This window comes from Pseudaestuariivita sp., assembly GCF_052825805.1.
Window position 1 is genome coordinate 51,621 of the sequence record NZ_JBRBVB010000003.1, and the last position, 26,341, is coordinate 77,961.

Here is a 26,341-nt window from a genome sequence, read left to right on the forward strand (position 1 = left end):
CCATGAACCAACTTGTCGATCCCTTTGGCCGCCCCGTTCGCAAGAAAGTCCTGACCCTGCCGCAGGCCGAGCCCGGCCTGGCGTCGGTCCGATCGGCCTGGGCGACATCGGTGGCAAGTGGTCTGACGCCGGCACGGCTTGCCGGAATACTGCGCGCTTGTGACGAGGGTGATCTTCAGGACTTCCTGATCCTCGCGGAAGAGATGGAAGAGCGTGACCCGCACTACGCGGCGGTGCTTGGATCGCGGAAACGCGCGATCTCGTCTGTCCCGCCGCGGGTCGAGCCGGTCTCGGAAAGCGCAGCGGACAAGAGGATCGCCGAGGCGGTCGAGCAGCGGATCGCCGAGCACGACGGGTTCGCCGACCTTGTGGAAGATCTGCTCGATGCCATCGGCAAGGGTTTTGCGGTCGTCGAGATCGACTGGAAATCCTCGGCGTCAGAGTGGTGGCCGCGCGCCTTTGTGTGGCGCGATCCGCGGTTCTTCAGCTTTGACCAGGAGACCGGGCAAGAGCTGCGCTTGCGCGACGAGCAGGACATGGCGCACGGGATCGAGCTGGCCCCGTTCAAGTTCATCCAGCACCGGGCCCGGCTTAAATCCGGCTTGCCGTTCAGAAGCGGTGTCGCGCGGGTCGTGGCCTTCACGTGGATGTGCAAGGCGTATGACCTGAAGGACTGGATGGCCTTTATCGAAACGTACGGCTTGCCGCTCCGCCTCGGCCGCTACGATGGGTCGGCCACGAAGGAGGACGTCGAGAAGCTTTTCACAGCTGTCGCGAACATTGGCACCGACGCGGCGGCGGTGCTGCCGAAAAGCATGGACATCGACTTCGAAAACACGGGCACCGTCACAGGCGACCAGCTCTTCGAGAACCTCGCGCGCTACCTCGACGAACAGGTGTCCAAGGCGGTGCTCGGCCAGACGATGACGTCGGACGACGGGTCGAGCCAGGCGCAGGCCAAGGTCCACAATGACGTGCGCTACGACATCGCCGCCGCCGATGCGCGCGCGATCGAAGGCACGCTGAACCGAGACCTGGTGCGGCCTTTCGTGGACCTCAACTTCGGACGGCAAGACAGCTACCCGCGGCTGAAGCTGCACATCGAAGAGCCCGAAGACACCGACATGGTCATGCGCAATGTCTATCGCCTGGCGTCAACCGGTGTGGCCTTCAAGCAATCCGAGCTGCGCAACCGACTAGGGTTTTCCGAACCCGAGCGCGGCGACGACATTGTAGGCTCGCTGGGCGAAGGAGTGAGGCGCTCCGACCTGAACCGCGAGGACGACGGCGGCGCGGACGACCTCGACGAGATTGAAGCCGAGATGCTGGAGGACTGGGAGGACGTGATGGACCCGATCCTCGAACCGATCCGTGCCGCGATCGAGGGTGCCACGAGCTACGAGGACGCGCTCGAGCGGATCGAGGCCGCTGCTCCAAACATCGCGACCGGTGCGATGATCGAAACGCTCGTGAAGGGAATGTTCAAGGCCCGCGCGATTGGCGATGTGAGGGACGACTGATGGCGTTTGACTTCGGACAAAAAGACGAGGAGCCAGAAAGCTGTGCCATCTGTGGCGGCACAGGCTTCGAGGCCGATGCCGTGCCGGCGTTGCGCACGTCCGGTCCGTCAGTCGGCACAATCGTCACGCGCAAGGCGTGCGTCGCCTGCAACCCTAATCCGCACGGATGCTCGATCTGCGGCGGGCTCTACGGCCTCGGGTTCAACGTGCTTTGGCAGTGCGAGGGCGCGATCGCGCGCATGACCGTCGGCCACATGGCCTGCCCGCGGTGCAATGGCTGAGTTCCGCGACAAGCCCGGTTACGCCTTTGGCGCCGATACACCGCCGGAGGTCTCGAATTTTCTGCGCAACAAGCGTCTGACGCCGAGCTTCAGCTGGCGCGATGTCGAGCCCGAGGAGCATGCGGTTGCTTTCACGGTGGCAAAGGCTATGCAAGCCGACGTGCTGCGCGACATCCGGGACGCGGTGCAATCGGCGATCGACAACGGTGAGACGTTCGCCCAGTTCCAAAAGGAGCTGCGTCCAAAGCTGAACAAGCTTGGCTGGTGGGGCGTCAAGGAGATGACGGACCCGGTTACCGGCCAACGTGAATTGGTGCAGCTGGGCAGCCCGCGCCGGCTCAGGACGATTTACCGAGCCAACCTGCGCGCAGCGCGCGCAGCAGGCCAGTGGGAACGGATCGAGCGCACCAAAGCTGCGCTGCCATTTCTCGAATACAACCTGGGCCCGAGCGAGCGCCATCGGCCGCACCACGAGAACAAACAGGGACTTATCCTACCGGTCGACGATCCTTTCTGGGACAACTGGATGCCGCCCAATGGCTGGGGCTGCAATTGCTGGGTCCGGCAGATCACACGCCGGGAAGCCGAGCGCAGGGGTGTCAGTGAACCCCCGAACGTGCGCGTGGACGAAAAGCGGAACCGCCGCACCGGTGAAATTCGCCAAATCCCGCGGGGCATAGACCCGGGCTGGGATCGCAACCCAGGCAAGCTGCGGCTTCGGCACATGGAGCAGCTGCTCCTCGATCGCATCACGACGATGTCGCCAGCGGCGCGGGACGTTGCCGTGAAAGACATCGCGACCAGTTGGCAGGCTCAGCGCGTGCTCGACGGCACTGCTTCTGGGGCTGTACCCGTAGCGATCGTGCCGGAGGCGCTGAGCCGTTTTACCGGTGGCGGCACACTGGTCCGAATGACGAGCCATTACGGCGACAAACTGCTAGGCGAAAACCGGGACGTAAGAACCGATCAGCTTTTGATCCTGAACGAGGCATTGGAAACCGGACGCATTGCACTCGACGAGTCGGACAATCGGCAGAGGCTGCTTATTCTGTCGAGAGGGAAGCGTCCTTGGAAGTTTGTCTTGCACCTGTTGCCGCAGAAACGCGAGGCGTGGATCGTATCGATTTACCGTGTCGAGAACCGACACTGGCGGTCTCTGTTGCGTCGGGAAAAGGTCGTTAGCGTGAGAGAGTAGTCGCGCCTGGGGGGACGGGCATCTCCCCCACTGCACATAGTCGCAGGCTCACCGGTAATTTGACTCAGGCGCGGGCCGATCATAAGCACAGTTGCCCCAAATTGCCACCCATGCCGGCTATTGCCACCTCGCCGCGCCGTCAGCACGTCCATAGAACACCTATTAAACGGGTCAGGAACGCGAAGTCGCGATTTTGCGAGGGTTGGCCCCAGAAGCGTGCGCGAGCGCCTTTCTGGGGCTTCTGAGCGCCTCGTCGATCTGAGGCATGCGGTAAAGGTCGGCGATGGCAGACCCGGGATCGCGATCCCGGGTCACTGAATATTCCGCTGATGGCAGTGTCACCGACATGACGCTGCCCGATCAACCCCCATTCCAAGCCATCGCGCTCAACGCCGAGAAGGGCGCGCCCGAATGGGTGCAGCTCACGCCTCCTGGCCCCATAATCACCGGGCGGGACGGTCGGCGCTGGTCGCTCAACACCGAAGCCGTGCTTGCCAACTTTGAGGCGCGCGGCAGCGAGTTCGTGATTGATGTCGAGCACGCCTCCGCCCGCAAAGCGCCCAAGGGCGAGCCGGCGCTCGCCGCCGGTTGGGTGCGCGAACTTGACGTGCGTGACGGGGCAATCTGGGCGCGGGTGGCCTGGAACGATGAAGCGCGCGGTTGGATCGAGGCTGGGCAGTACCGCTTCATCTCGCCCGAAGTGATCTACCACCCGCGAACGCGCCAGATCGATTTCATCAAGACGGCCGGCCTGACCAACACCCCGAACTTTCAGATGACCGCCCTCAACTCCGAGGACGTGGAAGAGGAGAACCCCCAAATGGATCAGTCGATCCGAGAGGCCCTCGGCCTCAACAGCGAGGCCACGACGGCCGATGCTCTGACCGCGATTGCCAAGCTGAAAAGTGACAAGGCAACCGCTCTCAACTCCGCCCAGCACCCTGACCCGGATAAGTTCGTGCCGGTCGCAACGCACAAGACGGTTGTGGATCGCGTCGAGGCGCTTGAGGCGGCCGACAAAGAGCGGATGGAAACGGCCATCAACTCAGAGGTCGACGCCGCGATCGAGGCGGGCAAAGTCGCGCCGGCCGATCGCGATTTCTACGTCTCCGCCTGCAACACCGAGGGTGGTCTGGAAAAGTTTCGCAGCGCGATGGAGGGCCGCAAGCCGATCGTGACGCCGGCTGATCCCAAGAAGCCGGCCCTCGACGTCGCCTCCGCGCTCAACTCCCAAGAGCACTACGCCGCGCAGCAGCTCGGCATGTCGGTCGAGGACTACCGCGCCGCGAAGAAGGAAGAAGCCTGATGGCCATCATCACAGCAGCCCTGCTCGAAGCCCTGCGCGTTGGCTTCAAAAAGCAGTTCAACGACGCGTTCACCGCCGCCCAGGCCGCGACTTTCTACCGGGGCGTGGCGACCATCGTGCCGTCCACCGCCGGGTCCGAGACCTACGGCTGGCTGAGCGAGTTCCCGGACATGCGCGAGTGGGTCGGTGACCGCACCGTCAAGGACATCTCCGAGACCGGCTACCAGATCGAGAACAAGGACTGGGAAAGCACGGTCGGCGTCAAGGCGAACAGCATCAAGGACGACAGCCTCGGGATGTACACCCCGATGTTCCAGGGTATGGGGCGCGCCGCCGCGCGCCACCCGGACCGGTTGATGGCCGAGTTGATGAAGACCGGCAACGCCGCGCTCTGCTATGACGGTCAGAATTTCTTCGATACCGATCACCCGGTCTATGCCAACCACGATGGCACGGGCGCGGTCACGACGGTGTCGAACTACGATGACGGGGGCGGCGCGCCGGGGCCGGGTTGGTTCCTGCTCGACACGTCCCAGCCGCTGCGCCCGTTCATCTTCCAGGAGCGGGAGAAGGTCGACTTCACCGCCAAGACCGATCCCAAGACGTCCGACAGCGTCTTCATGTCGAACAAGTACATGTACGGCGCTTCGGCCCGGCATAACGTCGGGTTCGCGCTTTGGCAGTGTGCTTACATGTCCCGGTCGGCGCTCAACGGCGACAACCTGGATGCCGCGATCGCAGCGATGATGGAGGTCAAACGCGACGGCGGGAACCCGATGGGCATTTCCCCGACGCACCTCTACGTGCCGCCCGCGCTCCGCTCGGCGGCGCAGCAGACGGTCAAGGCGATGTTCGGTGACGGCGGGAAGTCGAACACCAACTACGAGGTCGTCGAGCTCAAAGTCATCCCGTGGCTGGCATAAAGGAGGGCGTGAAGGTGAACATCCTTTTCATCGCGTCGGTGACCGGCGCCCAGTTCTTCCGGGCAGGTATGCGGTTCGTCAAAGAGGGCGCACTGCACGACGTGTCCGACTGGGCAGAGGACAAGCTCGAGCGGATCGTCAACGACCCGAACCTCAAGGTACGGCCGCCTACGGATGCCGAGCTCGAAGCCGCCGCCGCCGCGGACGGTGCAGTCGAGGTCGACCCCGCTCTGCATGACGAGCTGATGAAGGCGATCCCCCAATTGCCGCCGGGGGCTTTCAAGGGCGACGGTCAGCCGAAGCTCCCGAACGTACGCAGCGCGGTGCTCGAGGCCGATCCCAAACAGATCACCGCCGAGACCGTGAAGGCGGCGATGGATGCCCTCGTGGAGGGTGGGTTCAAGGTTCCTGCCGCCCCGACATGATGAGCTCTGGCCGGTTCTCGTAAGGCACCGGCCATCGCCCCGCCCCAGCACTTCAGCACCGCCGGGGGCGGGGCGCGAAATACCCCAGAGAGAGGGGGCAACAGGTCCGGGCCGCAAGTCCGTCTGCACCCATAGACCGCCGGTCACCTACCACAGCCCATGCTACGGGCGCCGGCGCAGGGGACGTCCAAGAGCGTAGAGCTGAAGCTAGGCCCCCAAACACCACTGCGAAGCGCGATGCCGGCGCGAAACAGGCAGGTGAACGTCGGCATTCCAGACGTGACAGCGCGGAGAGACGGCACCGACACATGAATGGTTCGCGTCGTCAGAACTCCTCCCAAGGAAAGGCGCGACCGAGGCCCCCGGCGCCCAGGAGCAGCGCGGCGCCGGGGGCAGAAACGAGGAACGGCACCCATGGCCTACGCGGCACAAGCTGACATCGAGACGCTCTACGGCGCCGCCGCGCTCTACGTCGCCGAGCGCGACGGCGCCGTCGACGTGCCTGCGGTGGCGCGCGCCCTCGATGCCGCCTCGGCCGAGATCGATAGCCATCTTGCCGTGCGGTATGACACTCCGGTCTACGCGACGCCGCTCTTGCAACAGTTCGCGATCGATATTGCGCTCTACCGGCTGGCGGCAGCGGCCGAGCTGATGAGCGAGACCCTGCGCGAACGGTACGAAGATGCCACCGCTCACCTTAAGCGGATCGCGGAGGGCAAGGCGGCCCTGGTGCTGCCGTCCGACGACGCGGGCGATGGTGGCGATGAGGGCGCATCCGATGGTGGACCACGTCCGATCGTGGCCGGCGGACCCGAGCGTGAATTCACCCGCGAAAAGATGCGGGGTCTCTGATGGCCGGCGTCGCAATCGAAACCCAAGGGCTTGACCTCGCGATCGGCACGTTGATCGGCCTGTCACGGGCGGATTATGTGGACCTGACCTTCCAGGTCGGCCAGTTCCTCGAAGGCTCCACCAAAGCCCGGTTCGCGGATGAGGAAAGTCCCGACGGTGATCCCTGGGCGGACTGGTCGCCGGACTACGCGGCGTCCCGACACCGCGGGCAATCCCTTCTCCAAGCCGAAGGCGATCTGCTCGACAGCGTCGCGAACCGGTCTCAAGGCACCGTCGCGCGCGTCGGAACACCGCTGATCTATGGCGCCATCCACCAGTTCGGCGGCGACGAGGTCGAGATCAACATCCCGGCACGCCCCTACCTCGGCGTCTCCGATGATGATGAGGCGGAGATCCGGGAACTGGTCACCGGTGAATGGCGAGGGCTGCTCGCATGACCAGCCTTCTTTCTTCGGATACCCACGCGCTTCTCGCTGATGTGCCCGAAGACATCGCTGCAAAGCTTGGCGCGTACCTCCCGGAGCTGGTGACCTGCGAGGCGATGGCGGGCGCGTTTGACCTCGAGCTCCTCAAAGCAAGCGGGTTCCGCGCACCGGCGGTCTTCGTCTCGATCCTCGCGGCGCGCCAGGCGCAGACGCTGGCCGGCGGGCTGCACACCTTTGATCTCAGCATGGCCGCCTATGTCGCAACGTCTGACCGGACATCGCCCAGAAGTGACCGGGACGCCTTTGCCAAGGCGATCGGCCAGGCGCTGATGGTGATCATCCCTGACAAGCGATGGGGCAAGAGCCATCTCGGTGCCGCAAAGGAGGTGGCATTGCGCAGCCTCGTGAACCGGAACAGCAAGCGGACAAGTGCGAGCCTCGTCGCCATCAGCTGGACCCAGCCGGTCACGCTGAAGTCTGTCCCGGACGGTCAGCCGATCGATCTGTCGATCTACCTCGGTGAAGCGCCAGAGATCGGGGCCGATCACGAAGGTGACTACGCCCTCGTCGCCGGCGAGGAGAAACGGACATGAGCCGCGCCGCGGCAGAGGCCGACCGCCGGATCGCCAACGTTCTTCAGGTCGGGCGTGTGACCAGCATTGATCCCGGCTCCGCGACGGCCGTCGTGGACATCGGCGATCTCGAAACACCGCCGATCCCGGTCGCACAACTCCGCGCCGGCGCGATGCAAACATGGTGGATGCCGACTGTCGGGGAGCAGGTGCTTATTGCAGCCCCCTCAGGTGACATCGCGCAGGCCGTCCTCCTCGCCTCGATCTACGCATCCAACGCCCCTTCCTCGGACCCGAGCACCCCCGAGATGAACCTCGGCGGCGGGACCATGAAGATCAACGGCACGCTGGTTTTGACCGGCGATGTCATTGCGCAAGGCATCAGCCTTGTGAACCACACCCACCCCCACGGCGATCCCGCCGGCAGAACAGGACCCCCAGGCTGATGAAGAAACCGACACCGAAAGATGCGCCCAAACCGAACGTGGCACCGAAGGCGATGACCTACGTCGTGACGCAGGCCGGCTTCGTCGCCGGTCAACGCCGCGCGAAGGGCGAGGAAGTGCAGCTGAACGCCGCGCAGGCGAAGTACGAGCACGTCGAGCTGAAGCCCGGGCAAGAAGGGTCCGGGCCTGTCGAACAGGACAAGCCGAAAGCCGATCGCGGGGCCGCCAAAAAGTGAGCGGGATGAACCGGCATACGGGGCGCAAGCTCGACGGCGCGGATCACCTCGCGCAGTCGATCCACGACATCCTCACGACGTCCAAAGGGACGCTCGTGATGCTGCGGGACTACGGCTCCAATTTGCCGGACATCATCGACCAGCCGCTCAACGGCGAGACCTTGATCGATGTCTATGCAGCGACAGCCGAGGCACTTGATCGTTGGGAGCCGCGGATCCAGCTCGGCCGTGTCCAAGTCGTCGAGGCTGGGCCCGGCTTTGCCGAGCTCGAGCTCACTGACACGGAGGGTCGCGTGTTGCCGATGCCCCTCGATCTACGCCCGGAGGCCGCGGCATGACGGCATTCAGTGCGATCGACCTCAGCAAGCTGCCGCCGCCACAGGTGGTCGAGACCGTCAGCTTTGACGTGCTCTTCGATGAGATGAAAGCCGACGCCATCGCGGTCATGCCCGAGCTCGCGCCGTTCCTCGAATTGGAAAGCGAGCCGACCACTCAGCTTTTGCGCGTTTGTGCGTATCGCAGGATGCTGGACCGGCTCGAGTTCAACGACGGCGCGCGCGCCAGCATGCTGGCCCTATCCACCGGCTCCGATCTCGACCAGTTGGCCGCGTTCTGGGGCGTTGCGCGTCAAACCATCCAGGAGGCCGACGACAGCGTCATCCCGCCCATCGAGGCGGTGCAGGAGAGCGACGAGGCGTTTCGCAGGCGCGTTCAACTGTCGCTCGAAGGGCATTCGACGGCTGGTCCGAAAGGTTCGTATCTCTTCTGGGCGCTGTCCGCGTCCGGGCAGGTGCGTGATGTGAACGTGGAAAGCCCGGCGCCGGGTGAGGTCCTGGTTACGATCCTCAGCCATAAGGCAAATGGCGAACCTTCGGCGGAGGTCATCGCCGCCGTCGAGGCACAGCTTACGCACGAGGATGTCCGACCTCTCACGGACCTGGTTACGGTCCAGGGCGTGACCATCACCACATTCGACGTTGAGGCCGTCCTGACGCTTTACGAGGGACCGGACGAGGCAACAGTCCTGGCGGCCGCGGAAGCTGCGCTGGACATCTACCTGTCCGACCGCCACCTGATCGGCCACGATGTGACACGCTCGGGATTGCATGCCGCGCTGCATCAGCCCGGTGTGCAAAACGTCGACCTGATCAGCCCGGTAGCTGACCTTGTGGTTGACGGCAGTCACGCTGCATACTGCGCGGCAGGATCGCGCACCGTCACGGTGGGAGGGCGCGGTGTCTGATCGTCCGTCCATCCTAAAGCCCAACGCAACGCGCCACGACATCGCCATCGAGCGCGGGATGATGGCCGGCGACCCGGACCTTTCCGCTATCGCCGAGCTGATGCGCCCGGAAACCTGCCCTGCCCATCTTTTGGGATGGCTCGCATGGGCGTTCTCGGTGGATGTCTGGGATGCCGCCTGGACCACCGAGACGAAGAGGACCGTCCTTCGCGACACCATCAGTGTTCATCGTCGCAAAGGCACGATCGGTGCCGTGCGTCGTGCGCTGCAATCGATTGGGTTCACGACAGACATCTCGGAATGGTTTGAAACGGGTGGCGACCCGCACACCTTCCGGGTCGAAACCTATGGCGAGAACGTGTTCGGCGCGGGGCTCCAGGTGGACGCCAGACTGCTTAGCACCATCACCCGCCTGATCGGAAACGTGAAACCGGTGCGCTCTCACTTCACGCTCCGCGTTGGCGAGGCTTTTCGGAGCGACGTCTACATGCGTGCAAAGAGCCGGCACGCCCACGTGCACAAGCTCAACCTCGACCCATCGCCGCGCACACACCTTGCATCGGCGGCGATGTTTTTGCGGGCGCGTTCCAAAGCGCGACTGGTCAATCGTCTGGCGCATAAGCCGGCGCCAAGTGTGGCGCGCACCTCGGCCATTGTCTTCGTCCGCAGCGCCAGTGCGCAACGGTGCATCAGCCGGATTACCCACAATTTTCCCGTGAAGGAGGGCGCCGCATATGTCGTCTGACGGTATCGACATCATAACCGATCTTGGCGAGGCCAAGCTGAACGCCGCTGCCGGCTCGGGTCTCGCGGTGGAGATCACCGAAATTGCGCTCGGCGATGGCAACGGCGCGAACTACGATCCCAGCGCGCAACAGACCGCGCTGAAACGGGAGCTTGCACGCCGGCCATTCGACAAGAGGCACATGGTCGGCACAAATGCCTGGCGCGTCACCGTCGCCTTTAGCCCTGACACGCCCGCATTTTGGGTGCGCGAAATGGGATTTTTAGACGCTGAGGGCGATCTGATCGCCATTTGGGCAGGTCAAAACATCGCCGCGCGGCAAACTGGTGCCGTCGAGTACGCGCTCCAACATGTTCTCAATTTCAGTCGCGTCCGTGAAGGGTTGGTGATCGTGGAGGCGCCTGACGATCTGCTCTTCGATCTGGCGCTGAACACCGCTCATGCGACCGCTCAATTTCAACTCCAGCAACTGCGCCAAGCCGATCAAATCCGGGCGCTGCGCCTAGGCTCGTAAGGAGACACCTGTGACCGACATCAGCACCGAAGAAATTATCGCGAATATGCGAGGTTGGACTGATCTAACCGCGTATTTCTTGGCCGCCGAGGAGCGTTGGGATAGTGTCCGACAAAACGCACTGGGCGCTAACATCTTCAACCATTTTGTGCACCCAACTGACGGCAGTGACGTCACGGGTAATGGGACAAGCACTGCACCGTTCAAGACGGTTCAAGCGGCAATCGATGCAGCAAGCCCGCTCGGCGAAGTGAACGTGCGCCTCCAGGATGATCTCCACATGTCCCGGCGCGTGGCTGGCCCGCGTGGCGGCAGATTGGCCCTCATTGGAAGCAAAGCTGACGGCACCAAAGCTGTGGTGACCTTTGCGGAAGAGGCTGGCAATAGCCCCGGCTCTGCACCACGCATCGACCTTCCGGCGTATGGTGTCGCACACGTCAGCTTATCCAACGTTCACCTGAAACTGCGCGAATTTTCGGGCAGCGTCGTGAACAGGGAGTTCGTAAGCCGGCGAGGGTTCACTGGGATCAGCCTGTTGAACTCCACCGCTGAAGCACTTGCGGGTTGCAACCAGACGCTTTTGGGCCAGGGCGGTGGCTTCGGCATTCACATGGCCGGTGGCACCCATATTGGCATGGCAGGATTGTGGGCTGGCGGCGTTGCCGCAGGCAGCGATCCAAACGCCGTCAAGGAGTGCGCTTACTCAACTCTCGGTTCACTTTAAGGAGGCCTGTAGAAAATGATCAGTCTATTTTGGAACGGCGCCAACTTGGAAGATTGGACAGTCGAAGAGCTTTTGAAAGCGGGTGTGCCGCAGTCGGCTATTGGTGAGGCCGCCAAAGACGCGGGCGCTGCGCAGATCATCGCCATGATGGAGAACTACCGAGCGCGGATCGGTTCGGCATCAGCCGGCAAGCTGGCTGAATATCGCATTAAGGAAGAGATCGGCCGCGACCCGACGATCGCCTCGGAAAGCGAACTCGAGATGCTCGATCGTGAAGCCGCCGCACGCGGAATGGATCGCGCCGGACTGCTTGCGATGATCAACGCGCAAGCGGCCATCTATCGGAACATCGCACTGCTCATCGGTGCGCTAGAGGCCGAAGCAAAGGCGGCAATCCACGCCATCCCTGACGATGCGCCCGATTTTGAAGCCCGCATCGCCGCGACCATCGCGGCCTCCAAAGCAGAGGCCGATGCGGCTTTTGCCGAGGCCACCACACTTCTCAACGGAGGTTCCTGAACCATGCCCGAACAGTTTCTTCATGGGGTCGAAGTCGTCCAGGTGGACGACGGTATCCGGCCCATTGCGACCGCAAAGAGCTCGGTTATCGGCCTCGTCGGGACCGCGCCAGATGCGGACGGCGACATTTTCCCGCTCGACACGCCCGTGCTTGTCGAAGGGCCGCGCAAGGCGGCGCTGTTCGGTGATGGCGGCACGCTCAAAGATGCCTACTCCGCGGTCTATTCGCAGGGTGCTGTGGTCGCGGTGGTGGTCCGAGTGGCGGAAGGCGCTGACGCCAATGCCACGCTCGCCAACGTCGTCGGCGATGCCACGGCTGGCACCGGGGTCTGGGCGCTCGAAGCCGCGCGCTCGGCGCTCGATCTGACGCCGCGCATCCTCGCCGCGCCTGGCTTCACTTCGATGCCGGCAGCTGATCCAGCGAGCCCAGTCACGACCAACCTCGTTTCCGTGGCCGAAAAGCTGCGGGCGATCGTGGTCGCGGATGGGCCCAACACCAACGAAACCGAGGCCAAGTTGGCGCGGCAAAAATGGGGTTCCGATCGGCTCCTCTTTGTCGATCCGGCGGTCCAGGTGTTCGACACCGAGACGGCGGCTTACGTCACACGGCCGGCGTCGGGCTACGTGGCGGGGCTCATCGCCAAACGCGATCTCGAGCGCGGGTTCTGGTGGTCGCCTTCGAACCAGGTGATCAACGGCATCACAGGCACCGCGCGTCCGATCGGCTTCAACCTGTCATCCACGGAGACCGAGGCGAACCGCCTCAACGAAGACGAGGTCACCACGATCATCCGCCGCAATGGCTTTCGGCTGTGGGGCAACCGCGGCACCGGCGCCGATCAGAACTGGGCCTTCATCTCGGTGCGGCGCACGGCCGACATCATCTACGAGAGCATCGAGGCCGCGCACCTTTGGGCGATGGACCGGCCGATGTCGGCACAGCTTATCGAGGACATCCGCGATGGTGTGCAGGGGTTCGGGCAGTCGCTCGTGAACCAGGGCGCGCTGCTGGGGTTCAATTGCTGGCTCGATCCCGAGCTCAACACCGAGGTCAACCTCAAGGCGGGCAAGCTCTTCTTGAACTTCGACTTCGAGCCGCCGGCGCCGCTGGAGCATCTGATCTTCCGCGCGCACCGCAACGGCGACTACTACGAGGACCTGGTCTCCCAGGTCCGGCAGGCGGCGTAAAAGGAGAGCTGACCGATGATCAACTACCCCCGGACAATCCGCAATTTCAACGCCTTCGTGGACGGCATCGGCTATGCCGGGATCGCGACCGAGGGCAAATTGCCCGATCTCAAGCTCAACGAGGCCGATCATCGCGGTGGCGGTATGGACGGCATTGTCGCCATCGACATGGGCATGGAGAAGATGCAGGCCACCGTGACGGTCGCCGAGTGGCGTCCCGAACTGATCACGCTGTTCGGTACGCGCCGGCAGATGACCCTGCGCCCAGGCGAGCTCGGCGAGGACAATTACGATGCCGTTCCGATGGTCGCCACAATGCGCGGCCGGTGGTCCTCGGACGAGTTCAACGACCTGAAGCCCGGCAGTGAAGTACCGCTCAAGCTGACCGTCAGCGTTGACTACTTCCGGTTCGTCCACAACGGAATTGAGCTTTTCGAGATCGACGTGCGTGCTGGCAAGCGCGTGATCGGCGGTGTCGATCAGATGGCGTCGATGCGCGCGGCCATGGGCTTCTGAAACCGGGCCCGCGCGGCCATCGCGCGGGCGCTGCAACTGCTTTTCAATGGGGTATTGAATGACCGAAGATACTGAAGCAATGTCGGCCGAAGACAGGCTGCTTTCCGGGCAGCTCACGCTGATCAACGCCGTCGAGATCGACGGCAAACCGGTGAAGCATATCCAGCTGCGCAAGCCCAAGGCAGGCGACATGCGCGGGTTGAAAATGACCAACATCCTGCAGATGGACGTCAGCGCCATGATCACGCTGATCCCGCGCATCTCGACGCCCGCTCTGACACCGCAACAGGTTGATCAGATGGAAGTCATGGACTTCACAATCCTGTGCAGCGGGGTACTGGCTTTTTTCGTAGGCCCCGATCAGGTTCGGGCTCTGATGCAATAGCGCTTCCCGACGACGTCGAGGAGGCGATGGCGGACATCGCGGCGATCTTCCACTGGCCGCTTTCGGAAATGGACCGGATGTCGCTGGAGGAACTGGCCCGGTTCCATGCGCTCGCCGTCAAACGGTACAACGTGATGAGAGGAAAGCAGGGTGGCAGGTGACCTCAACATCGCGCTGATCTTGCGCCTCATCGATCAGGTTTCGAAGCCAGCGGAGAAAGTTGTCGGTGCCGTCCAGAAAGTCGGCATGGCGTCCGAGGGCTACGGCCGGCGCGGCGTCGAGTGGGCAGACCGTCAAACCGAGGCGCTTCAAGCGCGCCGGTCTGCACTTGCGGGCGAAGCCGCGGGTGTCGCCGCGACGGGTTTCGCTCTTTTCCAGGCGATCCAGCCGGCGATCGAGTTCGAAAGCGCGATGGCGGGCGTGTCGAAGGTCGTCGAATTCGAGACGCCTGCTCAGCTGCTCAAGCTTCAGGAAGACATCCTTGCTCTGACGTCGTCTGGCGGCCTTCCCATGACTGCCGAAGGGATCGCCGCGATCATTGAGGCGGCAGGCCAGGCCGGGATCGTCGATGCGGCTTTGCCAGATGATGAGCAGCGCGCGCAGCTGATCGCCTTTGCCCGGGACGCCGCGCAGATGGGCGTGGCCTTTGACATGTCGGCCGAGCAATCAGGCGCGGCAATGTCGAAGTGGATGAGCGCGATGAAGCTCACGCGCGAAGAGGCGCTCGAGCTTGGCGATGCGGTCAACCACCTGTCGAACAACATGGACGCCACCGCGCCTGATCTCGTGGAGATCATCCGACGCCAGGGCGCAGTGGCGATGACGGCGGGTCTGTCCGAGACGGAAGTCGCGGCGCTCTCGGCATCGTTCCTCGCCGGCGGTGCAGGCCCCGAAGTCGCGGCGACGGGGATGAAGAACTTCCTCAATGCGCTGACGAAAGGCGAGGCGCTGACGAAGCGTCAGGATGAGGTGATGGACGCTCTGGGGCTCGACCCGGTCGAGCTGGCAAAGCGCATGCAAACAGACGCGCAGGCGGCAATCCTCGACGTCCTGGACCGGATCGACCAACTGCCTGAGCACCAAAAAGGCAGCTTGTCCGGGATCCTCTTCGGTGAGGAAAGCAAGGGCGCGATCATGCCGCTGCTTTCCAACCTCGATCTTTTGCGCAACGCGTTCGGGTTGATCTCGGACGAAAGCGTCTATGCGGGATCAATGCTCGAGGAGTACCAGAAGCAGGCTGGCACGACGGCTGCCGCGGTAAGGATCAGCCGGAACTTCATGCGCCAGTTCGCCATCATCATCGGCGCGGCGGTCTTGCCGGAGCTTAACGAGCTGATGCGCAGCGTGGGTCCTGTCGCGATGATGTTCACCGACTGGGCGCAAGAGAACCCGGAGTGGGTTGCCAGTGCACTCAAGCTGGCTGGTGGCCTCCTCGCGCTGAAGGCTGCCAGTATCGGCTTGCGGTTCGCTGCCTACACGACCGCAATCCCACTGCTCGGTCTGTTCCGCGCGCTGTCTTATGTGCCGATCGCGGGCGGCCGGAGCATACAGATGCTGCTGCGCCTTGCGTCGGCAGCGACGTTGATCGTCCGACCTGTGGCGCTGGCACGCGCGGCTCTGGTCGGTCTGCGCGTAGCTCTACTGGCATCCGGTCTCGGGGCAGCCATTGCCGGCATCGCTTTGGGCGGGATGTGGGTCTACAACAACTGGTCGGGTTTGCTGGAGTTTTTCGACGCGTTTGGTGAGGCGTTTGTGGGCGCCCTCGGACCGGCTGCGCCTATGCTCGAGAACCTGGTGGAGTGGACGTCTGCATGGTGGGAATGGCTGTCACAGCTGTTCGGGCCGGTCGAGGCCAACGGCGAGACCTGGCGGGCCTGGGGCGAGACCGTCGGAGACGCGGTGGGCGGCGCTGTCGAGTGGGTCACACGCCTTGTCCGTGGCCAGGGGCAAATGGGAACAGTCGCCGCGCAGGCGTTCGGCGGGCTGCTGCTGTTCCGGTTCGGTCTGTCCGGTGCGATGCGGGTTGCGCGCCTGTTTCTTGGCCCGCTGGGCGGCGTAATTGGCATCTTCGGGCGGCTGATCGGCCTTCCGGTCTTGAAGCTCGCGGGGAAGTTGTCGCTGGCCGGCATGAGCGCGATCGGCGGCACGCTCGCGAGTGTGCTGAGCGATTTCACCGACTTTCGCCGGCGCGGAGCCGCAGAGTTCACAAAGCTCGGGGACGCCAGCGATCGCGAGGCACGTCGTATCCAGGCCAACAAACGCAAGATGGGAGCCGGCGCCGCAGCGACCACACTCCGCTTCCTGACCAAGGCTCTGCCCTACGTCACGGCGATCGCGGCTCCGACCGCCCTCGGCAACGGGGAGGCGCGCCCGGAAGACGAGGCGTTTTTCGCCCGACCAAAGGACCAGCAGCAAGTCGTCATCGATCAAGAGGCTGCCAGAACGGAGCTAGAGGCACTGGCAGAGGGGTGGCACACGCCGCTCGATGTCGAGGTCCCGCTCAATGTGACCTTCGAAAATGGTGGCGATCCACGGGCTGTCGTCGAGGCGATGCGGCAGGTTGCAGAAGAGACCACGCTGCGCCAGCTGCCGACTGCCGATTACACCGATGACCTCCGGCGGGACATCGCCGAACATCGTGCTCATATCAGCGAGCTGCGCCAAGAGATCGCCGACCTGGAAGCGACCGGAGGTCCGACTGTCGCTGCGCTGGTGGCACCAAAGCAACAGCTCCTTAACGCATTAATCGGGAGAGTTTCTCAGCTTGAGGAGGAGCTCCTAAGAGCGGACGCTGCAGTTGATGTGATCCAGGCTGGATTGACCGCCTTGGGATTGATCGAGGCACATCCCACGATCAATCGGACATCGATCGAGGCTTTCAACGAAGAGGCACAGCGTGCCGTACGGTTGGTGAATAGCCTCAACTCTGGGGCTGCGCCGGCGACACCTTCAAGCTCTCGGAGCGATGCCAACGCACCTGGCCGAGACCGGGGCGGTGCAGTCCGCGCGGGGTTTGCATACCGGATCAACGAGCGGTTCGAAGAGCTGTTCGTCCCAGGCATGAGCGGCACCGTGTTGCCAGGCAGCGTTTTGCAAGCCGCTGAGGCTGCGCCAGCCCATATCGCGAAGGCCGCCGCAGCTATGGCTCTCGCGGCAACGCCATCGCTTTCTAGCGCCACTGGTGCTGAGCCAACTTCCGTAGATCGCGTTATGCGCATGGCGCAGAGCATCCTCGTCTCTTCGGAGGCTGGGCCGACCGAACCGAACCCGCAGGCCGGGTTGGCTTTGGCGGCCACGTCGTCTCTCGCGGGACATGGTCACGCCGGGCCTGTTGCCATTGATCGCATCTTGCGTATCGCTCAAGGCATCTCGGCCTCGTCAATGGCCGCACGGGTCGGAGAAGGGTCTCCGCCAGAGCTTCAAAAGGGTCTAGTAGAGAGGCTGCACCCCAGCGAGGTTTCGAACCAAAGCCTTCTGGTCGACACCTCAGATACGACGCTTGCGACCACCTCAGTCACCGAAGAGAAATCGCCCGCCGGACCTCAGCAGGGCTCAGTCCATCATTGGCACATCCACCCAAGTGCGGGCATGGACGAGGTAAAACTCGCACAACACATCGCTCGTGAAATGGATCGGAGGGAACGGAAGAAAGGTGCGGCTCTGCACGACGGGGTGGACTACTGATGCCGGTAGCGCTCGTGATGATGGCGCTTGGGAGCTTCAGGTTCGGCAGCTCAAATGAAGCCTACCAGAATTTCGCCAGGACAGCAGGGTATCGATGGGGAAAGGTTGAGCGGATCGGAGCTGCCCCGGCATTGCAGTACGCGGGACTTGACACGCAAGAGGTGACGATTGAGGGCGTGATCTACCCGCACTTTCGCGGTGGGCTCCGACAACTTGACTTGATGCGCGCGGTCGCCGGCGCCGGGGTTCCGATGATGATGGTCGACGGTCTCGGGTGGGTCTGGAACCGATGGTGCATCGTCTCGATAGAGGAGCGTAAGTCGTACTTCCTTAAGGACGGCGCGCCCCGGAAGATTGAGTTCACGATCACGCTCCAAAGCTACGGAGGCGGGTTCCCTTGACCATTTACAGAACTCAGCAAGGCGACATGGTCGACGAGATCGCATGGCGGCTCTTCGAAGACGAAGCCATGGCGATCGACATCTACGAAGCTAACCCGCGCTTGGCTGTTGTGGGGCCGGTTTTGCCCTCAGGCATTGAGCTGCAACTGCCGCCGAAGCGCGCACAGAAGAGCGACCAGCCGGTCAGGTTATGGAGCGCGCGCCGTGCGGATTGACTATCAGGTGATCGCCAATGGTGAGGACATCACCGGGCTTCTCGACAAGCGGCTGGTGTCCATCATGCTTACGGATCAGGCCGGCATCTCGTCGGACACCTGCGAGCTGTCACTTGATGACCGCGGTTGGTCGATCGAACTCCCCGAAACGGATGCAGAGCTCGAAATCTCCCTCGGCTTTGTCGAAACCGGCCTCACCAGCATGGGCATCTACCTGGTCGACGAGGTGCGAGGGGCCTTCATGCCGGACACTATCGAGATCACAGGAAAGGCGGCTGACATGATCGGCCCTATGAAGTCACCCGCAACCAAAGCCTGGAAAGAGAAAACGCTGGGGCAGATCGCTCAAGAGATTGCGGGCCGGCATAGCCTCCGGTCTGAGGTCGCACCGGCGCTTCGAGACGTGTTCTATGCCTATGTGGCCCAGACAGCCGAAAGTGACATGCACTTCATCACACGCCTCGCGCACGATGTTGATGGTACGGCAAAGATAGCGGGAGGAACCCTTCTAATCGCGGAGCGCGGCGCTGGGAAAACCGCCAGTGGAGAGGATTTCCCTGTCGTTTCTTTGACCCGATCGCAGTTCAGTTCCGGTGGGTTCACTGTCGGCACACGCGGCAAACACAAGAGCGTCTCGGCGCGCTGGGAAGACAGAGCGGACGGAACGGTCAACACCGCAACTGCCGGCAGCGGTGATCCAAAGCGTGAGCTGCGGCACAAGTTTCCGACCAAAGATGAAGCCCAGCGCGCCGCCGATGCCGAGCTTGCACGCGGGGCGCGCTCGTCAAATACCTTCTCCGGCGTCATGGCGGGGTTCTTCCCGTCGCTGACGGCCGAGGGGAAAATCGACGTGCAGGGCGTTCGGCCGGAAGTCGCTGGAGAATATACGTTGACCAGCGTGACGCACACGCTCCAAGGCACACTGACCACGAGTTTTGAAGCCGAGCGCGCGCCGCCGGAATAGGGACGCGGCAGGTTGCCCTGCCGCACCGGGCCCATCGTCAAACACGCCCGTCCGACCCCAACTTCCTCAGAGCCGATCCCATCCCTTTTCAGGGACAAAGGCATGATGAGGTGAGTCGGGTTAATGAACCTTCAACTCCGTTGCCGCAGTTGCCGTCGCCTGTTATTCGAGATGTCAAAGAACGCGATCGCCGGCGAAGTTTCGATCAAGTGTCCAAGATGCGGAGCGTTCAACATATTGAGGCCCTCGAGCCCTTCACAAGAACGCTCCAAGCGTCATGGAAGGCAGGCCAAATGTGGTTGTTCGTCCCCCCAGAAGACATGACGAAATTCGAGGCATCAGCCTTTGCTCCGGCGTCGGCGGCCTCGATCTTGGACTTCACATCGCAGAGCCCGGATACCGCTCTGTTTGTTTTGTCGAACGACAAGCCTTCTGCGCGTCCGTTCTCGTGGCGCGGATGGCGGACCAGAGCTTTCGTCCGGCACCTGTCTGGGACGATTTGCGCACCTTCGATGGCCACGCGTGGCGTGGCCGCGTTCATCTCGTCTCTGCCGGCTATCCATGCCAGCCGTTCTCATATTCGGGACACCGCAAAGGTCGCGACGACCCCCGGCACCTTTGGCCTAATGTCGCCCGTGTGGTCCGAGAGGTCTCGCCACGATGGGTTTTCCTTGAAAACGTGCCAGGGCATCTGTCCCTCGGTCTCGACCACGTCGTCGGACAGCTTCAGGACATGGGCTTCGGGGTTGCTGCGTGCGTCACATCGGCGGCTGAAGCAGGCGGGTCGCACCTCAGGCAACGGGTGTTCATTTTGGGCGACGCCAACAGCGCGGTCGGCTGGAAATCGTGCTGCGATCCGGTTGAGCGATCAAGGTCTGCGGTTCCTTTGCGACGAGAACCAGACGGGGTCACAGATCGGCCTGAAAAATCAGGCGGTAGCGTGGTGCCTTCTGTGGCAGCTGATGAAAGCCTTCGAGGTCCCGACGGGACAGCCCCGCTCTTCGCACCCGGACCGGGTGATTTTGCTATCTGGGGAGAAATACTCGGGCAGCAGCCTCAGCTTAAACCCTGCCTTCGCAGACTGGATGATGGGATGGCCGATCGGGTGGAGCGATGCGCAGCGGCCGGTAACGGGGTGGTCCCACTGGCTGCGGCGCGCGCGTGGATCACTCTTAGAGCGGCTTTAGAAGTCCATTCAAATGGCATTCAAGGGCAAGGCTGAACGCCCGGATTTGAAGTCCTATCGAGGCGCCGGCATCCACAGTTCGACGGCAGCACTCCCGAACTGCGCTCAAAAAACGCAATGTTGCAAGTTTTGCTGTCACAAATTGCAAAACCTCCTGTCGCGCTACACCCGTCAAGATTACTTCTACATTTCTCGAAATATGACTTGCGGGCGCGCGATCATTTCGACAAACGTAGAAATATGAAACACGACTCGCTTCAAAACCCTGACGAACTGTCGCTCGAAGAAGCGGCCTCGACCTTTGCCGCGCTCGGCTCCGAGCAGCGCCTGTCGGTTCTCTTGACGCTGGTGCGCGCGGGGCCCGAGGGGCTGACCATCGGCACGCTCGGCGAGCGGTCGGGCGTGACCGGCTCGACCCTGACGCACCACATGAAGCTCCTTGCGCAGGCCGGGCTTGTCCGGCAAGAGCGGCAGGGCCGGTCGATCATCTGCGCCGCGGTTGCCTATGGCACTGTCCACGCGCTTTCGGATTACCTGCTGAAGTCGTGCTGCGCCGACACCACCCCTCCCGAACATTGCCCAGGACGCGACCATGGCTGATTCCACGCTCCCCTCGCCACGCCGCCCGCTTGCCGCGCGGCTGAAATCACTCGACCGCGTCGTGCTCGCGGTAGCGGTGATCCTTGCCGTCTTGGCGCTGGTCGATCCGGCGGAAGTCTGGCCGGCGGTCACCTTCACCGCCGGCGCGATGGCGCATACGGCGCCCTTCATCCTCTTTGCGGTGTTGGCGATCGGTTACCTCAAGGCGACGGGCGCGGAATCCCTGATCGCCAAAGCCTTTGAAGGGCGCGAGACGCAGATGATCTTCATGGCAGCCGCGCTTGGCGGGCTGTCGCCGTTCTGCTCGTGCGAGATCATACCCTTCATCGCCGCGCTTCTGGCGGTCGGCGCGCCGCTGTCGGCGGTGATGGCGCTGTGGCTGTCCTCCCCCCTGATGGACCCGGCCATGTTCGCGATCACGGCAGGTGCATTGGGGATCGAGTTTGCAGCCGCCAAAGCCGTCGCCGCCATAGGGATCGGCGTCATGGGCGGGTTCGTGACAAAGGCGTTTGCACACTCCCCGGTCTTCGCAGACCCCTTGCGCGAAAAACCCCAAGTCGGTGGATGTTGCGGCGTGAAAAAGCCGTTCCAGGGCGCGCCCGTCTGGAAGTTCTGGACCGATAGCGAACGTCGCGCGACCTTTCAGGACGCGGTGCTGAGCAACGGGGCCTTTCTGCTCAAGTGGCTGATGCTGGCCTACCTGATCGAGGCGCTGATGCTGCGCTACGTCCCGTCCGAATGGATTGCCCAAGTGCTGGGCGGTGACGGCGCCGGTCCGATCATCCTCGGCGCTCTGGTCGGCGCGCCGGCCTACCTCAACGGGTATGCTGCCGTTGCGCTGGTGGATGGCCTGCTCGAACAGGGCATGGCGCCGGGCGCTGCGATGTCTTTTGTCATCGCGGGTGGCGTCAGCTGCATCCCAGCTGCGGTGGCAGTCTGGGCGCTGGTCAAGCCGCGCATCTTCGGCGCCTATATCGCGCTGGGATTTGTCGGGGCGCTTCTGGCGGGGTTTGGCTGGGCGGCGCTTGCCTGACCCAAACCCGTTTTGTCACCTCAGGTTGGCGGAAATGGCGTGATCCGGGCGGCACACCTTGCAGGGTGTGCCGCCTGATTTGCCGGCGAGGTCTGTTGCGCGCCGCCGGGCGATGGCTTACCCAAACCGGATAACCTTTCGCCGAGGGCTGCTGAATTCGATGTATAAAGTCTGGAACTTTGTCACCAACTACTCGCTCCTGCTGATCATCGGTGCGGTGATCGCGCTCGTCTGGGCCAACACTGCCGGAGACAGCTACCACCACTTTGTCGAATATCCCCTTTGGTGGAACGACCACATCGGGCTGACCATCGACTATTGGAAGAAAGCCTACGGCGAGGGCTACGACAAGTTCGGCCCGTTTGAGACCGAGAAGGTCCTGACCTTCCACTACCTCGTGAATGACCTTTTGATGGCGTTCTTCTTTGCCATCGCGGCCAAGGAAGTCTGGGAGGCGGTGATCCTCAAGAACGGCTCCCTGCGCGGGCGCAAGGCAGCCACGCCCCTCTTTGCCACGGCTGGCGGAATGTTCGGACCGATCGCGGTCTACCTCGGGCTTGCTGCCTTTCTCGGCTCGGATACTTACAATGCGGTTGCCAATGGCTGGGCGATCCCGACGGCGACGGACATCGCGTTCTCGTACCTGATCGGGCGGCTTGTCTTCGGCGCGGGCCACCCCGCGGTCCGCTTCCTGCTGCTGCTCGCGATTGCGGACGACGCGGCGGGTCTGATCATCCTCGCGATCTTTTATCCGACCGGGGACCTGGCACCGGCATGGCTGCTGCTGTCGTTCGGGGCGGCAATTGGCGTCTACGCGCTCTTTAACTGGCTGCCGCGCCGCATGGACCGGCACAAGCAGGACCGCCCCAACTCGACCTTCGTGCGCCAGACGCTGTCCTTCTGGCCCTACCTGATCGCGGGCGCGCTCTCGTGGTACGGGTTTGCGCAATCGGGCCTGCACCCGGCGCTTGGCCTCTTGCCGATCGTGCCGACGATCCCGCATGCCGACCGCGCGTTCGGCATCTTCTCGGCGGCCGAGCAGCACCTGACGGACTTGCTCAACATGATCGAGCATGCGCTCAAGCACCCGGTCGAGATCATCCTCTTCTTCTTCGGGCTCCTGAACGCCGGCGTCGAGTTCAAGTCCATCGGCGATGCCACCTGGCTAGTGCTCGCGGGGCTCATCATCGGCAAACCCATCGGCATCCTCGCCTTTGGCTGGTTTGCCGCGCGGCCTTTGAAGCTCGGTATCCCAGAGGGCATGCGCATCATCGATCTTGTGGTGATCGGGTTTGTCGCGGCCATCGGCTTTACCGTGTCGCTCTTTGTCGCCTCGGTCGCCTTCCCGCCGGGAGAAGTGCAGGCGGCGGCCAAGATGGGCGCGCTCTTCAGCTTTGCCGCGGCGGGGATCTCGATCATCGCGGGCATCGTGTTCAGGGTGAAAAAGCAGCACCACTAAAGGGTCGCCTATCTCAAAGCACCCGCCTGACGGGAACCGTCAGGCCGCGCCGACCCGCCCCATGGGCGGCGCGTGAACCTCTGTCATTTGTGTATCAAACGTGAGGTCGCCGGAAATAGGAACCGGCCAACCCCCCAAAACCACCCGAGTCTTCCCAGCAACGGCCGGCGTCCAAATGGCGCTGGCCGCTCCACGATGTTTGCCAAGTTGTTTCCCGTTTCGACATAATGAAAACAAAATTGGCTTTTAGACACACCGTTAACAAACAACGGGTATGAGGCGGCCGAGCAGCCGGAGCACGTCGATGCTGGAATTCGACAACGTCAGCAAGTCCTTCTGGACGGGCACACAGCGCAAGGTCATCCTCGACCAGGTGTCGTTTCGTGTGGACGTTGGCACCTCGCTCGGCATCCTCGCCCCCAACGGCACCGGCAAGACCACGCTGATCAAGATGATGGCCGGCCTCGAAAAACCCGACGAGGGAGAGATCCGGCGCGGATGCCGCATCTCGTTCCCGCTGGGGTTCATGGGCGGCGTCGTGGCCAAGCACTCCGCCCGCGAGAACGCCCGCTACATCGCCAAGCTCTACGGGATCGACCCGGACTACGTCGAGGCGTTCTGCCGCTGGCTCTGCGGACTGGCCGAGTACTTCGACCAACCGCTTGGCACCTATTCGCAAGGCATGCGCGCGCGGTTCACCTTTGCGCTGATGCTGGCGCTCGACTTTGACATGTACCTGATCGACGAGGGGATGCCCTCCTCGACCGACGTGGAGTTCAACCGCAAGGCCGGCGACGTGCTGCGCGAGCGGCTCCAGACCACGACGATCATCATCGTCTCGCACCAGGCTGAAATCCTTCAGAAATTTGCCCGCCGGGCGGCCGTTCTGATGAACGGGCACCTACACATGTTCGATACCTTGGAAGAAGCGAAGCACCTCTATGACTACGAAACCCAAGGCTAAAAAGTTCCGTATCCGCCGTCCCGCCGCCACTGGTGAAACAGGGGCTGCTCCGGCACCGGCAGCCGCCCCCGCCCCGCAGCCGCAAGCCCCAGCGCGCGCGCCTGCGCAGACGCCCGCGAGTGCGGCCGACCAAAGCTCGGTCACGCCGATCCGTCCGGCACAGCCCGCAGCGCGCCCGGCCGCGCAGGCTCAGCCGCAGGCACCCGCGCAACCTGCCCCGCAACAGACGGCGCCTCAGCAAGCCTCCGCCACCGCAGGCCCCAACCCGCAGGAGGTCGCCTCAGCCGCGGAGACCAAAGCAAACACCTCGATGGAAGCCATCCGCAAGGAGGGCCTGACGGGACGCCAGCTGCGCATGGCGCGGCGCATGGCGCAGAAACACGGACTGGCAGCGACGTCGGATTTCGACGCAGTGCGGCTTCTGCGCCAGAACGGCATCGACCCGTTCCAGAAATCCAACATGCTCGAGCTGGTCGTGCCCGGCGCCGAAAAGACGCCGCAAAAGCAGACGCTCGGCCAAATCCAGCTGCCGCAGACGACGCAAGCGGGCCAGCCGCAACTGCCCTCGACCGAACGTGTCGAGCCCGCCGTGCAGCGCGCCCGCGAGATCTCGGATATCCAGCGCGACATCGCCAAGCGCCGCCGGCGCAAGATGGCGCAGCTGTTTACCCGGCTGGCGTTCTTTGTCGGCCTGCCGACGCTGATCGCTGGCTATTACTTCTACGCAATCGCCACGCCCATGTACGCGACCAAGTCCGAGTTCCTAATCCTCAAGGCGGAGTCGGGCGGCGGCGCGATGGGCGGGCTGTTCTCGGGCACGCAATTCGCGACCAATCAGGACGCCATCGCGGTGCAGAGCTACCTGACCTCCAAGGACGCGATGCTGCGGCTGGACGAGGATTCGGGCTACAAGGCGCACTTCACGCAAGACTGGATCGATCCGATCCAGCGCCTCAGCGAGAACCCCTCGAACGAGGAGGCGCACAAGGTCTTCATGCGCAACGTCAAGATCGGGTATGACCCGACCGAGGGCGTGATCAAGATGGAGGTGACCGCCGCCGAGCCGGAAGTCGCCGCCGATTTCTCGCGCAAGCTGATCTCGTATGCCGAAGACCGCGTCGACACGCTGTCGCTGCGCAAACGTGAAAACCAGGTCGAGGACGCGCAGAACGCGCTCGACGAGGCCGCCGTCAACCGCCGCGCCGCTCAAGAAGATCTCGTGCGGCTGCAGCAGGAAAACCAGATCGTCGATCCGCAGGGCCGCATCGCCTCGCTGCGCACGCAGATCGGCAATATCGAGACGCAGCTTCTGGAAAAAGAGCTGCAGCTCGCGGCCCTTCTCGACAACGCCCGCCCCAACCGCTCCAAGGTCGAGGCGACCCAGGCGGAGGTGCGCCGGTTCGAGAACACGTTGGCCGAGCTCAACGCCTCTATGACCGAAGCGGCAACGGGTGAGACCTCGCTTGCCGAGCTGAACGCCCGCATCCAGATGGCCCAGGCCGACCTCGCGACCCGCGATCTGATGCTGCAATCGGCGCTCGAGACGATGGAACAGACCCGCCGCGATGCGCTCAGCCAGGCGCGGTACCTGACGACCTCGGTGGTGCCCGTCGCCTCCGAAGACCCCAGCTATCCGCGCAAGTTCGAGAACACGGTTCTGGCCTTCCTGATCTTTTCGGGCATCTACCTGATGATCTCACTGACGGCTTCGATCCTGCGCGAGCAAGTCTCGAGCTAGGGTCTCCACCCAAACACGCGACAGACATGGAAACGCTGAGAGGCCCGGGGTGACAAGCTCCGGGCCTCTGCCTATAAGGCGC

At 63.3% G+C, this 26,341-nt stretch carries 32 protein-coding genes; all 32 read left to right on the forward strand.

Going from position 1 to position 26,341, the window contains the following annotated elements; translation table 11 throughout:
• Window positions 1-2 precede the first annotated feature (2 nt).
• The 32 genes from ACU0B3_RS04575 (at window position 3) to ACU0B3_RS04730 (ending at window position 26,259) form a co-directional block, all read left to right on the forward strand.
• On the forward strand, window positions 3-1,520 hold the full coding sequence (locus ACU0B3_RS04575) for a DUF935 domain-containing protein (RefSeq protein ID WP_446259643.1): 1,518 nt from the start codon (window positions 3-5) through the stop codon (window positions 1,518-1,520).
• Entirely contained in the window at window positions 1,520-1,801 is a 282-nt protein-coding gene (locus ACU0B3_RS04580; RefSeq protein WP_446259644.1) for a hypothetical protein, read from the forward strand. The genes ACU0B3_RS04575 and ACU0B3_RS04580 overlap by 1 nt, the downstream gene beginning before the upstream one ends.
• Entirely contained in the window at window positions 1,794-2,996 is a 1,203-nt protein-coding gene (locus ACU0B3_RS04585) for a phage head morphogenesis protein (protein WP_446259645.1), read from the forward strand. Before ACU0B3_RS04580 ends, ACU0B3_RS04585 begins: the two co-directional genes overlap by 8 nt.
• Before the next feature lie 346 nt (window positions 2,997-3,342).
• Entirely contained in the window at window positions 3,343-4,302 is a 960-nt protein-coding gene (locus tag ACU0B3_RS04590) for a phage protease (protein ID WP_446259646.1), read from the forward strand.
• Window positions 4,302-5,225, forward strand: coding sequence for a Mu-like prophage major head subunit gpT family protein (locus ACU0B3_RS04595; RefSeq protein ID WP_446259647.1), 924 nt, complete (start codon window positions 4,302-4,304; stop codon window positions 5,223-5,225). The genes ACU0B3_RS04590 and ACU0B3_RS04595 overlap by 1 nt, the downstream gene beginning before the upstream one ends.
• A gap of 14 nt (window positions 5,226-5,239) precedes the next feature.
• Window positions 5,240-5,650 (forward strand): hypothetical protein, encoded by a 411-nt coding sequence (locus tag ACU0B3_RS04600; RefSeq protein ID WP_446259648.1) that lies wholly within the window; start codon window positions 5,240-5,242, stop codon window positions 5,648-5,650.
• Between the two features lie 414 nt (window positions 5,651-6,064).
• Complete coding sequence (locus ACU0B3_RS04605; protein WP_446259649.1) at window positions 6,065-6,502, forward strand: gp436 family protein; 438 nt, start codon at window positions 6,065-6,067, stop codon at window positions 6,500-6,502.
• Window positions 6,502-6,939: a phage virion morphogenesis protein gene (locus ACU0B3_RS04610; RefSeq protein ID WP_446259650.1), complete on the forward strand. Its 438-nt coding sequence runs from the start codon at window positions 6,502-6,504 to the stop codon at window positions 6,937-6,939. The genes ACU0B3_RS04605 and ACU0B3_RS04610 overlap by 1 nt, the downstream gene beginning before the upstream one ends.
• Window positions 6,936-7,520 carry a hypothetical protein gene (locus tag ACU0B3_RS04615; protein ID WP_446259651.1) on the forward strand — a complete coding sequence of 195 codons (585 nt, stop codon included), beginning with the start codon at window positions 6,936-6,938 and terminating at the stop codon, window positions 7,518-7,520. Before ACU0B3_RS04610 ends, ACU0B3_RS04615 begins: the two co-directional genes overlap by 4 nt.
• Window positions 7,517-7,945 (forward strand): phage baseplate assembly protein V, encoded by a 429-nt coding sequence (locus ACU0B3_RS04620; protein WP_446259652.1) that lies wholly within the window; start codon window positions 7,517-7,519, stop codon window positions 7,943-7,945. The genes ACU0B3_RS04615 and ACU0B3_RS04620 overlap by 4 nt, the downstream gene beginning before the upstream one ends.
• Complete coding sequence (locus tag ACU0B3_RS04625; RefSeq protein WP_446259653.1) at window positions 7,945-8,181, forward strand: hypothetical protein; 237 nt, start codon at window positions 7,945-7,947, stop codon at window positions 8,179-8,181. Before ACU0B3_RS04620 ends, ACU0B3_RS04625 begins: the two co-directional genes overlap by 1 nt.
• 5 nt (window positions 8,182-8,186) lie before the next feature.
• Entirely contained in the window at window positions 8,187-8,519 is a 333-nt protein-coding gene (locus tag ACU0B3_RS04630) for a GPW/gp25 family protein (protein WP_446259654.1), read from the forward strand.
• On the forward strand, window positions 8,516-9,424 hold the full coding sequence (locus ACU0B3_RS04635; RefSeq protein ID WP_446259655.1) for a baseplate assembly protein: 909 nt from the start codon (window positions 8,516-8,518) through the stop codon (window positions 9,422-9,424). Before ACU0B3_RS04630 ends, ACU0B3_RS04635 begins: the two co-directional genes overlap by 4 nt.
• Window positions 9,417-10,169 (forward strand): phage tail protein I, encoded by a 753-nt coding sequence (locus ACU0B3_RS04640; protein ID WP_446259656.1) that lies wholly within the window; start codon window positions 9,417-9,419, stop codon window positions 10,167-10,169. The genes ACU0B3_RS04635 and ACU0B3_RS04640 overlap by 8 nt, the downstream gene beginning before the upstream one ends.
• Window positions 10,159-10,683, forward strand: coding sequence for a phage tail-collar fiber domain-containing protein (locus tag ACU0B3_RS04645; RefSeq protein ID WP_446259657.1), 525 nt, complete (start codon window positions 10,159-10,161; stop codon window positions 10,681-10,683). The genes ACU0B3_RS04640 and ACU0B3_RS04645 overlap by 11 nt, the downstream gene beginning before the upstream one ends.
• Window positions 10,684-10,693: 10 nt before the next feature.
• Window positions 10,694-11,407 carry a hypothetical protein gene (locus ACU0B3_RS04650; RefSeq protein ID WP_446259658.1) on the forward strand — a complete coding sequence of 238 codons (714 nt, stop codon included), beginning with the start codon at window positions 10,694-10,696 and terminating at the stop codon, window positions 11,405-11,407.
• 15 nt (window positions 11,408-11,422) lie between these two features.
• A complete protein-coding gene (locus ACU0B3_RS04655) occupies window positions 11,423-11,926 on the forward strand; it encodes a hypothetical protein (RefSeq protein ID WP_446259659.1) in 504 nt (167 codons plus the stop codon).
• Between the two features lie 3 nt (window positions 11,927-11,929).
• Window positions 11,930-13,114, forward strand: a complete 1,185-nt coding sequence (locus ACU0B3_RS04660; RefSeq protein ID WP_446259660.1) for a phage tail sheath subtilisin-like domain-containing protein — start codon at window positions 11,930-11,932, stop codon at window positions 13,112-13,114.
• A gap of 15 nt (window positions 13,115-13,129) precedes the next feature.
• Window positions 13,130-13,630 carry a phage major tail tube protein gene (locus ACU0B3_RS04665; protein WP_446259661.1) on the forward strand — a complete coding sequence of 167 codons (501 nt, stop codon included), beginning with the start codon at window positions 13,130-13,132 and terminating at the stop codon, window positions 13,628-13,630.
• A 58-nt stretch (window positions 13,631-13,688) separates the two neighbouring features.
• Complete coding sequence (locus ACU0B3_RS04670; protein WP_446259662.1) at window positions 13,689-14,015, forward strand: phage tail assembly protein; 327 nt, start codon at window positions 13,689-13,691, stop codon at window positions 14,013-14,015.
• A 26-nt stretch (window positions 14,016-14,041) separates the two neighbouring features.
• Window positions 14,042-14,176: a GpE family phage tail protein gene (locus ACU0B3_RS04675; protein ID WP_446259663.1), complete on the forward strand. Its 135-nt coding sequence runs from the start codon at window positions 14,042-14,044 to the stop codon at window positions 14,174-14,176.
• Entirely contained in the window at window positions 14,166-17,699 is a 3,534-nt protein-coding gene (locus ACU0B3_RS04680) for a phage tail tape measure protein (protein WP_446259664.1), read from the forward strand. The genes ACU0B3_RS04675 and ACU0B3_RS04680 overlap by 11 nt, the downstream gene beginning before the upstream one ends.
• On the forward strand, window positions 17,699-18,100 hold the full coding sequence (locus ACU0B3_RS04685) for a phage tail protein (RefSeq protein ID WP_446259665.1): 402 nt from the start codon (window positions 17,699-17,701) through the stop codon (window positions 18,098-18,100). The genes ACU0B3_RS04680 and ACU0B3_RS04685 overlap by 1 nt, the downstream gene beginning before the upstream one ends.
• Window positions 18,097-18,315, forward strand: a complete 219-nt coding sequence (locus ACU0B3_RS04690; protein ID WP_446259666.1) for a tail protein X — start codon at window positions 18,097-18,099, stop codon at window positions 18,313-18,315. The genes ACU0B3_RS04685 and ACU0B3_RS04690 overlap by 4 nt, the downstream gene beginning before the upstream one ends.
• Window positions 18,305-19,279 (forward strand): phage late control D family protein, encoded by a 975-nt coding sequence (locus ACU0B3_RS04695; protein WP_446259667.1) that lies wholly within the window; start codon window positions 18,305-18,307, stop codon window positions 19,277-19,279. Before ACU0B3_RS04690 ends, ACU0B3_RS04695 begins: the two co-directional genes overlap by 11 nt.
• A gap of 123 nt (window positions 19,280-19,402) precedes the next feature.
• Window positions 19,403-19,603, forward strand: a complete 201-nt coding sequence (locus ACU0B3_RS04700) for a Com family DNA-binding transcriptional regulator (RefSeq protein ID WP_446259668.1) — start codon at window positions 19,403-19,405, stop codon at window positions 19,601-19,603.
• Window positions 19,557-20,501, forward strand: a complete 945-nt coding sequence (locus ACU0B3_RS04705; protein ID WP_446259669.1) for a DNA cytosine methyltransferase — start codon at window positions 19,557-19,559, stop codon at window positions 20,499-20,501. The genes ACU0B3_RS04700 and ACU0B3_RS04705 overlap by 47 nt, the downstream gene beginning before the upstream one ends.
• Before the next feature lie 204 nt (window positions 20,502-20,705).
• Window positions 20,706-21,065, forward strand: a complete 360-nt coding sequence (locus ACU0B3_RS04710) for an ArsR/SmtB family transcription factor (RefSeq protein WP_446259670.1) — start codon at window positions 20,706-20,708, stop codon at window positions 21,063-21,065.
• Window positions 21,058-22,098 (forward strand): permease, encoded by a 1,041-nt coding sequence (locus tag ACU0B3_RS04715; protein ID WP_446259671.1) that lies wholly within the window; start codon window positions 21,058-21,060, stop codon window positions 22,096-22,098. Before ACU0B3_RS04710 ends, ACU0B3_RS04715 begins: the two co-directional genes overlap by 8 nt.
• Window positions 22,099-22,258: 160 nt before the next feature.
• On the forward strand, window positions 22,259-23,557 hold the full coding sequence (locus ACU0B3_RS04720; RefSeq protein ID WP_446259672.1) for a Na+/H+ antiporter NhaA: 1,299 nt from the start codon (window positions 22,259-22,261) through the stop codon (window positions 23,555-23,557).
• Between the two features lie 304 nt (window positions 23,558-23,861).
• Window positions 23,862-24,521 (forward strand): ABC transporter ATP-binding protein, encoded by a 660-nt coding sequence (locus ACU0B3_RS04725; protein WP_446259673.1) that lies wholly within the window; start codon window positions 23,862-23,864, stop codon window positions 24,519-24,521.
• The gene (locus ACU0B3_RS04730) at window positions 24,499-26,259 is read left to right on the forward strand and encodes a capsule biosynthesis protein (protein ID WP_446259674.1); all 1,761 of its coding nucleotides are present in this window, start codon (window positions 24,499-24,501) and stop codon (window positions 26,257-26,259) included. Before ACU0B3_RS04725 ends, ACU0B3_RS04730 begins: the two co-directional genes overlap by 23 nt.
• The last annotated feature ends 82 nt before the right edge of the window (window positions 26,260-26,341 follow it).

What these genes read in the sequence shown, in the direction of transcription:
- ACU0B3_RS04720 (WP_446259672.1), top strand. Translation starts at nt 22,259, where the DNA reads ATGTATAAAGTCTGGAACTTTGTCACCAACTACTCGCTCCTGCTGATC.
- ACU0B3_RS04605 (WP_446259649.1), top strand. Translation starts at nt 6,065, where the DNA reads ATGGCCTACGCGGCACAAGCTGACATCGAGACGCTCTACGGCGCCGCC.
- ACU0B3_RS04730 (WP_446259674.1), top strand. Translation starts at nt 24,499, where the DNA reads ATGACTACGAAACCCAAGGCTAAAAAGTTCCGTATCCGCCGTCCCGCC.
- ACU0B3_RS04645 (WP_446259657.1), top strand. Translation starts at nt 10,159, where the DNA reads ATGTCGTCTGACGGTATCGACATCATAACCGATCTTGGCGAGGCCAAG.
- ACU0B3_RS04655 (WP_446259659.1), top strand. Translation starts at nt 11,423, where the DNA reads ATGATCAGTCTATTTTGGAACGGCGCCAACTTGGAAGATTGGACAGTC.
- ACU0B3_RS04710 (WP_446259670.1), top strand. Translation starts at nt 20,706, where the DNA reads ATGAAACACGACTCGCTTCAAAACCCTGACGAACTGTCGCTCGAAGAA.
- ACU0B3_RS04610 (WP_446259650.1), top strand. Translation starts at nt 6,502, where the DNA reads ATGGCCGGCGTCGCAATCGAAACCCAAGGGCTTGACCTCGCGATCGGC.
- ACU0B3_RS04585 (WP_446259645.1), top strand. Translation starts at nt 1,794, where the DNA reads ATGGCTGAGTTCCGCGACAAGCCCGGTTACGCCTTTGGCGCCGATACA.
- ACU0B3_RS04725 (WP_446259673.1), top strand. Translation starts at nt 23,862, where the DNA reads ATGCTGGAATTCGACAACGTCAGCAAGTCCTTCTGGACGGGCACACAG.
- ACU0B3_RS04660 (WP_446259660.1), top strand. Translation starts at nt 11,930, where the DNA reads ATGCCCGAACAGTTTCTTCATGGGGTCGAAGTCGTCCAGGTGGACGAC.
- ACU0B3_RS04595 (WP_446259647.1), top strand. Translation starts at nt 4,302, where the DNA reads ATGGCCATCATCACAGCAGCCCTGCTCGAAGCCCTGCGCGTTGGCTTC.
- ACU0B3_RS04685 (WP_446259665.1), top strand. Translation starts at nt 17,699, where the DNA reads ATGCCGGTAGCGCTCGTGATGATGGCGCTTGGGAGCTTCAGGTTCGGC.
- ACU0B3_RS04575 (WP_446259643.1), top strand. Translation starts at nt 3, where the DNA reads ATGAACCAACTTGTCGATCCCTTTGGCCGCCCCGTTCGCAAGAAAGTC.
- ACU0B3_RS04715 (WP_446259671.1), top strand. Translation starts at nt 21,058, where the DNA reads ATGGCTGATTCCACGCTCCCCTCGCCACGCCGCCCGCTTGCCGCGCGG.
- ACU0B3_RS04625 (WP_446259653.1), top strand. Translation starts at nt 7,945, where the DNA reads ATGAAGAAACCGACACCGAAAGATGCGCCCAAACCGAACGTGGCACCG.
- ACU0B3_RS04580 (WP_446259644.1), top strand. Translation starts at nt 1,520, where the DNA reads ATGGCGTTTGACTTCGGACAAAAAGACGAGGAGCCAGAAAGCTGTGCC.
- ACU0B3_RS04670 (WP_446259662.1), top strand. Translation starts at nt 13,689, where the DNA reads ATGACCGAAGATACTGAAGCAATGTCGGCCGAAGACAGGCTGCTTTCC.
- ACU0B3_RS04630 (WP_446259654.1), top strand. Translation starts at nt 8,187, where the DNA reads ATGAACCGGCATACGGGGCGCAAGCTCGACGGCGCGGATCACCTCGCG.
- ACU0B3_RS04620 (WP_446259652.1), top strand. Translation starts at nt 7,517, where the DNA reads ATGAGCCGCGCCGCGGCAGAGGCCGACCGCCGGATCGCCAACGTTCTT.
- ACU0B3_RS04590 (WP_446259646.1), top strand. Translation starts at nt 3,343, where the DNA reads ATGACGCTGCCCGATCAACCCCCATTCCAAGCCATCGCGCTCAACGCC.
- ACU0B3_RS04700 (WP_446259668.1), top strand. Translation starts at nt 19,403, where the DNA reads ATGAACCTTCAACTCCGTTGCCGCAGTTGCCGTCGCCTGTTATTCGAG.
- ACU0B3_RS04665 (WP_446259661.1), top strand. Translation starts at nt 13,130, where the DNA reads ATGATCAACTACCCCCGGACAATCCGCAATTTCAACGCCTTCGTGGAC.
- ACU0B3_RS04615 (WP_446259651.1), top strand. Translation starts at nt 6,936, where the DNA reads ATGACCAGCCTTCTTTCTTCGGATACCCACGCGCTTCTCGCTGATGTG.
- ACU0B3_RS04675 (WP_446259663.1), top strand. Translation starts at nt 14,042, where the DNA reads ATGGCGGACATCGCGGCGATCTTCCACTGGCCGCTTTCGGAAATGGAC.
- ACU0B3_RS04705 (WP_446259669.1), top strand. Translation starts at nt 19,557, where the DNA reads ATGGAAGGCAGGCCAAATGTGGTTGTTCGTCCCCCCAGAAGACATGAC.
- ACU0B3_RS04635 (WP_446259655.1), top strand. Translation starts at nt 8,516, where the DNA reads ATGACGGCATTCAGTGCGATCGACCTCAGCAAGCTGCCGCCGCCACAG.